This window comes from Streptococcus dentapri (genome assembly GCF_042649885.1).
In the GTDB taxonomy this organism is placed as follows: Bacteria; Bacillota; Bacilli; order Lactobacillales; family Streptococcaceae; genus Streptococcus; species Streptococcus dentapri.
Genome location: NZ_JBHSAC010000040.1, coordinates 1 through 8,993 on the forward strand (window position 1 = coordinate 1; position 8,993 = coordinate 8,993).

Consider the following 8,993-nt stretch of genomic DNA (forward strand, 5'->3'; position numbering starts at 1 on the left):
TTTAGTATACTCCTAAACAGAGCAAAAAGCTCTTAGAAATGCAATTCCAAGAGCTTTGTCTTCAGTCTGAGCACCTTGCCATAATGGCAAGGTGCTTTTAATACTTTAATAATCGAAAATATTAGATAAAAGCTCTCAATCATTCAGCAGTTTGGATAAACTGACTCATGTAAAGATCATAATAAAAGCCTTTGGCATCAAGCAAACTTTGATGAGTTCCTTGCTCCACGATTTGACCTTCTTTAAGTACCAAGATTTTATCAGCTTCTTGGATAGTGGACAAGCGGTGGGCAATGACAAAGCTGGTTCGCCCCTCCATAAGACGTTTCATAGCCTTTTGGATAAGGAGTTCTAAGCGGGTATCAACAGATGAGGTTGCCTCGTCCAGAATCAAAATCTTAGGATCCGCTAAAAGAGCACGGGCAATCGTCAAAAGCTGCTTTTGTCCCAACGAAATATTGTTGGATTCCTGGTTCATTTCCATATTATAGCCCCCCGGCAGAGTACGAATGAAGTGGTCAACATTAGCTGCCTTAGCAGCAGCAACAATTTCTTCATCGCTGGCATCTAGTTTCGCAAAACGCAGGTTATCCTTGATGGTTCCCTCATAGAGCCAGGCATCTTGCAGCACCATACCAAATTGTTGGCGGTATTCCTGACGGGAGAGGTGGCGAATATCATGACCATCAACACTAATAGCTCCCTTGGTCACATCATAGAAACGCATCAAGAGATTAATCAAGGTAGTCTTTCCTGCACCAGTTGGACCAACGATGGCAATCATCTGACCTGGTTTAACCTCCAGATTAAAATCTTTAATAAGAGGTTTGTCTTCATTGTACTGGAAATCAACATGATTGAAAATAACTTGACCAGTCAAATCGCCGGATAAAGTTTCGGTCACTTCTGAGACTTCATTGTCTTCATCTAAAACTTCAAAAATCCGTTCCAAGGATGAACGTGCTGATTGAAGCATGGCAGCTAACTGGGTCAAGGTCTGAATAGGCTGACCAATTTGCCAAGTGTATTGGACAAAGGCTTGCAAGTTACCGATGGTCAGGCTGCCAGTGATAACCATAAAGCCCCCCCAGAAGGCAATAATTAGATAGGCTAAATCGGAAATAGCATTGAGGACCGGCATCATCAGTCCTGAAATGAAACTAGCCTTGAAACCAACATCTTGTAATTCATCCAAAATCCCATCAAATTCCTCTGCAGAAGCTTCTTCTCGTCCATAGAGTTTAATAATATTGAAACCTGTCAAATTTTCTTGCACAAATCCATTCATATCTCCGAGGACGTCAGCTTGACGTTTAAAGAAGGGCTGAGATTTATTCAGTAAAAATTTAGCCGAAAAGTAAGTAAGAGGAATACTGACGATAACCACAATAGCCAGCTGCAGATTGAGATAAAGAACCATACCGATAACCATCAGCAGGGTCAAAACAGCATTAATCACCTGTAAGAAGGATTGCTGTAGGGCGTTTGAAACAACTTCAACGTCGTTGGTAAAGCGTCCCAACATATCTCCGAATTGATGGCCATCAAAATAAGATACTGGGATTTTATTGATTTTATAGCTCAAATCAAGGCGTAAATCATAGATAGAACGTTGCACTGTACGCGTCATAAAGTAGTTGGAACCATAACTGCCGATTTCGGAAAAGATACCACGCACAGCATAGATGACCAAAAGAAAAGCAATCTTACCGACATCAATGGGGGTATGAGCAATCAGTTTAGTCGTCAACTCTGTCACAATCAAGCCCAAGATGAAAGGTTCTAATACACTAGCGAAGGCTTCTATGATTTTTAGGAAAACAGCTAGATATAGCGAGCCCTTGTAATATCTCAGATAAGCCCAAAAACGGATAAATACATTTTTACGCATCTTCTCCTCCTTCTATTTCGGACAAACTGGCACCCTTAAGTTGGGAATCAGCAATTTCGCGATAAATAGCATTACTTTCCATAAGTTCATCATGGGTCCCACGGCCAACGATTTCTCCTTTATCCAACACAATAATCTGATCTGCATCCATAATGGTTCCAACCCTTTGAGCTACGATGAGAACGGTGGCATCTTGAGTAACTTCCTTGAGACGATGTCGCAGCTCGAAATCTGTCCGATAATCCAGGGCTGAAAACGAATCATCGAAAATATAAATATCTGGCTTTTTAACTACAGCTCGTGCAATGGCCAGACGTTGTTTTTGCCCACCCGATAGATTACTACCGCCTTCAGCCAGGTGGGTTGCATAACCTTCTTCACGGCTATCAATAAATTCTTTCGCCTGAGCCACTGAGGTTGCCTCTTCCAAATCTTCAACCGTAGCATTTTGCTTACCATACTTGAGATTATCTTCGATAGAGCCGGTAAAAAGGAGAGCCTTTTGGGGAACAAAACCAACCTTTTGCCGCAGTGCCTTGAGATTATAGTCTCTGACGTCCACACCATCCACTAAAATTTTACCTAAGGTTACATCATAAAATCGCGGAATCAAGCTGACTAGAGAGGATTTACCAGAACCAGTTGAACCAATAAAGGCGGTTGTCTGTCCTGGACCTGCTTTAAAGGAAATATTATGAAGGACTGGACTTTCCGTCTCACCCGGATAGGCAAAGGTCACATTATCAAATTCCAAGTAGCCACGACTTTGGGTTTGTGTCACACCATTGGGATTTTGATAGATGGACAATTCCATATCCATAACTTCCTGAATCCGATGGCTGGATACAACCATCCGCGGATACATGGTAAAGAGATTGGCAAAGATTAAAAAAGAGAACAGAGCATGGAAACTGTATTCAATAAAGGCGACCAAATCACCAATCTGCAACTCACCCTTGGACAAGGGAGCTAAAGCAAACCATCCGATAGCCACAATCATGGCCACAATAATTTGGATAAACATGGGTTCAGTCAGACCGGTCAATGTAAAAAGACGAGTTGAGACCGCCGCATACTCCTTATTCTTAGCATCAAAACGCTCTTCTTGAAAACTTTCACGAGCAAAGGCACGGACAACGCGCAGACCGGTCAGATTTTCACGGACATATTGGTTGATTTTATCGAGTGTCGCTTGCTGATACTCAGATAGAGGCATGGTTTTTATAGCAACATAGGCGATGGTAGCCACCAAAAAAGGGATGAAAACTGCTACAACCCAAGCCAAAGAGGGGCTGGTCAACAAAATCATGACCACCGAAAAAGAAACCATGAGAGGAGTTACGACTCCCATTCGCAGAGCCTGTTGAGTAAATTGCATCAACACAAAGGCATCCGTCGTCATACGAGTAACGAGAGAGGGAACACCAATTTTTTCGTATTCTTGATGCGAATAATCTTGCAGCTTGGCATACATATCCTTGCGCAAATCTTTAACCATGTGGGTAGAGAGTTGCCCGGTCGCATAGGCCAAAGCTACGCGGCCAATGATTCCTGCAATAACCACTAAAAACATGATAAAAGTCCAGAAATAAAGAGCCTCAATGTCTTTGGGGTTGATGGCCAAATCAATCATACGAGCCAATACTGTGGGCAGGCCTAGATTGACCACTACAAATAAAATAGCCGCAAGTAAATTGTAAATTAACCATTTGGGATACTTTTTCAAATAAGACCAAATTAGTTTCATAGATATCCTTTCTTCATTATAAAATGGGGATTAAAGAGATTTAGTATTTTCATACCATTTTTTAATTCTCTTATCTCTTCAAATCGCTCAGATAGTCATAGCGCTCATATTTTTCTAGTAGAAGCTCATTTTGCTCATCCAGATTTTTTTGCAGGTCACTTAGTTTCGTAAAATCACTACCACAGGTTTGCATTTCTGCCTCAAGTTCTTCGATTATAGCTTCGATTCTTGCGATATCTTCTTCAATGCTTGCCCACTCCTGTTTTTCTTGGTAGGACATGCGCTTTTTCTTTTCTTCTGGCTTGTCCAGCCTGGGTACAATTTCTTTAGGAGCTGGGGCTGCTAGAGTGGTTTTAAGAAATTCCTGCTCATCCAGATAATCTGTGTAATTACCGAAAAATTCACGGACTTGACCAGCTTCAAAGGCTAAAATTTTATTAGCCACCTTATCGAGAAAATAGCGGTCGTGACTGACCGTAATAACAGCACCGCCAAAGTTTTGCAAGAATTGTTCTAAGACGGTTAAGGTTGCAATATCTAGGTCATTGGTCGGCTCATCAAAAAGGAGAACATTGGGTTTTTCGATGAGAATTTTAAGTAGATAGAGACGACGCTTCTCACCTCCGGATAGCTTAGCAATTTGAGTCCCATGAGTAGAGCGTGGGAAGAGAAATTGTTCCAATAAATCCGTTATGCTGGTTTGACCGACACTGGTCTTGACCTCATCAGCTACTTCCTGTAGATAGTTGATGACCCGCTTATTCTCGTTCATTTCCTTAATCTGCTGAGAAAAATAGCCAATTCGAACAGTTTCACCGATAGTAATTTTACCAGAGGTGGGCTTTAACTCACCATTGATAAGATTGAGTAGAGTAGACTTGCCAACACCATTATCACCAACAACACCAATTCGGTCCCTGTTTTGAATCAGGAGACTGCAATCATTAAGAATGGGCTTGTCAGGATAAGAAAAACTAACCTCTTCAAAGTTAATAACTTTTTTACCGATACGACTAGTCTCAAAATTAATGACCAGATCAGACGAACTGCTGGTAGCACTTAAATCATCTTTTAATTTCTTAAAGCGGTTGATTCGAGCCTGCTGTTTGGTTGCACGAGCTTGGGGCTGGGTACGCATCCAAGCCAATTCTTGCTTATAGAGCTGCTTCTGCTTGTGCAAAGCTGCCGCATCTCGTTCATCCTGCTCAGCCTTTAGACGAACATAATCTTGATAATTCCCTTGATATTCCTTAAGACCGGCCTTATCTAACTCAAAAATTCGCGTAGCAACATTGTCTAAAAAATAGCGATCATGAGTGATGAAAAAGACAGTCTTTTTTGAAGTTTTTAAAAAGTTGGTCAACCAAGCAATGGTTTCGATATCAAGGTGGTTGGTCGGTTCATCCAAAAGTAATAAATCAGCATCTCCTAGAAGAATCTGAGCTAACTGAACGCGGCGACGTAAGCCACCAGACAAATCCCCAACATTTTGCTCTAAATCTGTAATCCCTAATTTAGTCAGGACAGTTTTAACATCACTTTCAACTGTCCAAGCATCGAGACTGTCCATCTCAGCTGTGATTTTTTCCAAGCGCTTTTGCTGGGCTAGGTCATAATTCAGCATCAGCTGCTCATATTCACGAATCAGATTTATCTCCCGTAAATCAGAGGACAGTACTGTATCCAGAACAGTTTTATTATCGTCAAAATCTGGCTCTTGGGTCAAGTAGGCTATCTTATAATGATTAGGTTTGATGAAAGGGGAGACATCTCCATCAAAGCCCAATTTATCAGAGATGACATCCAAAAGGGTGGTCTTACCAGTCCCATTGACTCCAATCAATCCAATTCGATCCAAATCATGGATGATAAAGGAAATATCACGAAAAACTGTCTTATCTCCGACCGACTTAGTCAATTTCTCTACAATAAAATTACTCACTTGATATCCTCTCTACAACTCAAACAACTACTACTGGAGCCTTTGACTGGCAAATTCCAGAATGGCTGCTTTATCGTTGCTCAATTCCCCCTCGACAATCGCCCTTTCAACCTCGGCAAGTACTTTTCCCAAAGCCGGACCTGGTTTAATAGCAAAAGCGGCCATCAGATCACCCCCCCTAATAACAATTTCGCTCTTATCATGAATAGCCAAGGATTCATCCAGTTGTTCAATTAAATCATAGGCTACCGGTAAACCTTGAGCCTGTCGTAAATCTTCTACTAAAATCGCTAAATTTTTACCATACCGATAGATAGTTTGCCTATTTGGCCCCTCTAATGAGCGATGATCATAGAGGTCTATCAGGCTAGTAACGGTCTTTTGAAACTGCACTGATGTCTTCCATTTTTTCAGGAAGGATTTGACAGGTGTACTCTTCAAATTCATTAAAAGAGCAGCCCAAGCCTGCTCACTGCTACTAAAGACAAAATCATCAGCGACAGCTGTCAGTGTCTGCTCTAAACCTGCTATCTGGTCTTGAAGATTAGGTAAATAGGCGTAGGCTTCACTGTCAATCAAGGCTCGCAAACCTTTTTTCCAGAAAGGGGATGTTAAGAGCTTGTCAAATTCAATGAAAGAACGCTCAACCGAAATCTTAGCCAGCAAAGGTGCATGAGTTTTCATAGCGGTAAAGGTCTGTTCTTCAATAGTAAAATCAAGACTAGCCACAAAGCGCAAACCTCGCATGATTCGCAGAGCGTCCTCACTAAAACGTTCTTGAGGCTTACCAACTGCTCGCAGGAGCCGATGGTCAAGATCCGCTAACCCATCAAATAAATCGATAACTTGGGCGTCTTCATCAAGAGCAAAGGCATTAACAGTAAAATCTCGGCGTTTCAAATCTTCTTCCAAAGAGCGCACAAAAGAAACACTAGCAGGGCGACGGTAATCCACATAGATATCCTCTGTCCGAAAGGTCGTCACCTCGTACTCACCCGCATTTTCCAAAACTAAAATAGTTCCATGCTCGATACCAATATCAACTGTCCGATCAAAAATAGCCTTGATCTCTTGCGGATAAGAACTTGTTGCAATATCAACATCGTGAATAGGACGCCCTAAAAGAGCATCGCGGACCGACCCGCCAACAAAATAGGCCTCAAAGCCGGCTGTTTTAATCTTCTCTAAGATTGGTAAAGCCTTCTGAAATTCAGAAGGCACGTTTTTCAGTTTCATAACAAATGTTCCAAACCATAGACGAGTTGAACTCGTTTGACAACTTCTTTGATCCCCAAATTAACACCACTCATAAAGGAAATACGATCATAAGAATCATGACGTAAGGTCAAGCCCTGTCCTTCAGCGCCAAAAATGACTTCTTGATGGGCTACTAGACCTGGTAAACGAACTGAATGAATGCGGAACCCATCAAATTCTGCACCGCGTGCACCTCCTAGGGTTTCTTCTTCATCTTCAGCCCCCTGCTTTTTATAGGAACGCGTTTCTCGAATCAGCTCAGCCGTTTTAATAGCTGTACCGCTCGGCGCATCTTTCTTCTTATCGTGATGAAGTTCAATAATTTCCAAATCCGGGAAATACTTGGCTGCTTTAGCAGCAAATTCCATGAGCAGGATAGCACCGATGGCAAAGTTAGGAGCAATCAAGCCTCCAAGTTGCTTCTGAACAGATAAATCGGTTAACTCTGTAATCTGCTCTTCAGTGAATCCCGTGGTGCCAACAACTGGAGCAAAGCCATTTTCCAGAGCAAAACGAGTGTTTTCATAAGCGACCTTAGGAATGGTAAAATCTACCCAAACCTGAGCATCAAAACCAACCAAATCGGCCTTATCATTGAAAACTGGAACACCATCTACTTCTTTCTCTATCGCAAAGGGATCCAAAAGAGCTACTAATTGGAGGTCGGCATCCCCTTTGACCATATCAACAGCAGTCGATCCCATTTTACCCTTAAATCCGGCAATAATAACCTTAATACTCATGATTCACTCACTCCTTTATTTTTGGTGTAAACCCTATCGCAAGAGCTCCCTCTCCTAGGTGGGTTGAAATAACACCGCAAAAAGGGACAGTCCTTATATCGCCCTGATAACCACTAGCCAACAGTTGTTGACGGAAAGCTTCTGCTTTAGCTTGCGCATTGGCCTCAATGATCCAAGCCTGATAGCCCTTGTGACTTTCTTGATCAAGAATCTCAGTGAAACGCTTGATGGCCCGCTTTTCTGTCCGAACTTTCTCAAATACCTTTATGACACCATCATCGAAATACATAATGGGCTTGATATTGAGTAGATTCCCCAATATAGCTGCACCATTTGACAGACGCCCTCCCTTGACTAGATGATTTAAATCATCCACCATAATGTAGGCCTGTGTTCCATCGATCATAGTCTGCATCTTGGTCAAAATTTCTTGGAAACTCTGGCCAGCTTCAGCTAATTTCAAAGCTGTATTAACCATATAGCCCATGGGACTGCTGGTAATTTTACTGTCCGGGAAAGCGATAGTCAAAGCGCTATGTTCTTCAATCAGATACTGGATGTTTTGCCAAAAACCCGAGATACCACTGGACAAAAAAAGGCCCAAAACATGGCTGTAGCCATTGTTCTCTAGATTTGTCAGCAGTTCATCCAAATCAGCTATACTGGGCTGACTGGTCGTTGGCAGACTGGTAGCTTGCCGCATTTTGAGATAAAATTCTTCAATCGTCAGATTGTTTCCTTCGACATAAGTCTCACCGTCGATAAGAATAGGAATATCCAAGACATATAAATCGGGATGAGCTAGATCTTCTTTCGGAAGATAAACTGACGAATCCGTGATAACCGCTAATTTCATTTTAGAACTCTAAATGAACTCCTGGACGGTCCAGAGCAATTTCGGAAACTTCATAGGTCATACGTTGCAATACTTCTAGCAGTGGATCAGCCAAGCTTTGAACTTCTTCTTGTGAAAATTCTTTAGGTTCATCAATAATGCGATTTTTCAGATGAACCAGCTGAGAAATGACACCAGCGATGACGAAGTCCTGACGCACAATTTGGAATTGTAAAACAGCCACCAGATGTGTTTCTGTCTTTTCCTCGTCCTTGCTGACCAATTGGAAGGTCACCTCGACATTAGTCTCGGGTTTGCCGTGTTGTTTTTCCCATTCTAGATTACGAGCATCATAGTGATATTGATTGACAAATACTTGATCACGTGTTAATTCCATTTTATTCTCCTAATTTAAATTTACTTTAATACAGCCTATTATAGCATACTTCAGCCAGTCTTAAAAGTCCCCCTTACTTCTTTTAAGAGTAGATTAGCTAAGCCGGATAAAAAAGTCATAACCACCCGTGAAAACGGGTGGCTTGTACACCGGCTATAAGCCGTTTCTCTCCAGCGACGTC

Annotated in this window: 7 protein-coding genes; all 7 read right to left on the minus strand. The window is 41.9% G+C overall.

All coding sequences use genetic code 11. The features are described from left to right. Positions 1-139 precede the first annotated feature (139 nt). The gene (locus ACFOSE_RS04455; protein WP_380431042.1) at positions 140-1,891 is read right to left on the minus strand and encodes an ABC transporter ATP-binding protein; all 1,752 of its coding nucleotides are present in this window, start codon (positions 1,889-1,891) and stop codon (positions 140-142) included. Beyond that, positions 1,884-3,638 carry an ABC transporter ATP-binding protein gene (locus ACFOSE_RS04460; protein WP_380431045.1) on the minus strand — a complete coding sequence of 585 codons (1,755 nt, stop codon included), beginning with the start codon at positions 3,636-3,638 and terminating at the stop codon, positions 1,884-1,886. Before ACFOSE_RS04460 ends, ACFOSE_RS04455 begins: the two co-directional genes overlap by 8 nt. Before the next feature lie 70 nt (positions 3,639-3,708). Beyond that, entirely contained in the window at positions 3,709-5,580 is a 1,872-nt protein-coding gene (locus ACFOSE_RS04465) for an ABC-F family ATP-binding cassette domain-containing protein (protein ID WP_380431048.1), read from the minus strand. Between the two features lie 30 nt (positions 5,581-5,610). Further along, entirely contained in the window at positions 5,611-6,816 is a 1,206-nt protein-coding gene (locus ACFOSE_RS04470; protein WP_380431050.1) for a CCA tRNA nucleotidyltransferase, read from the minus strand. Further along, a complete protein-coding gene (dapB, locus tag ACFOSE_RS04475) occupies positions 6,813-7,580 on the minus strand; it encodes a 4-hydroxy-tetrahydrodipicolinate reductase (protein WP_380431052.1) in 768 nt (255 codons plus the stop codon). The genes ACFOSE_RS04470 and dapB overlap by 4 nt, the downstream gene beginning before the upstream one ends. Positions 7,581-7,587: 7 nt before the next feature. After that, on the minus strand, positions 7,588-8,436 hold the full coding sequence (locus ACFOSE_RS04480) for a DegV family protein (protein WP_380431054.1): 849 nt from the start codon (positions 8,434-8,436) through the stop codon (positions 7,588-7,590). A gap of 1 nt (position 8,437) precedes the next feature. Next, positions 8,438-8,812 (minus strand): DUF1149 family protein, encoded by a 375-nt coding sequence (locus ACFOSE_RS04485; protein WP_380431056.1) that lies wholly within the window; start codon positions 8,810-8,812, stop codon positions 8,438-8,440. Between the last annotated feature and the right edge of the window lie 181 nt (positions 8,813-8,993).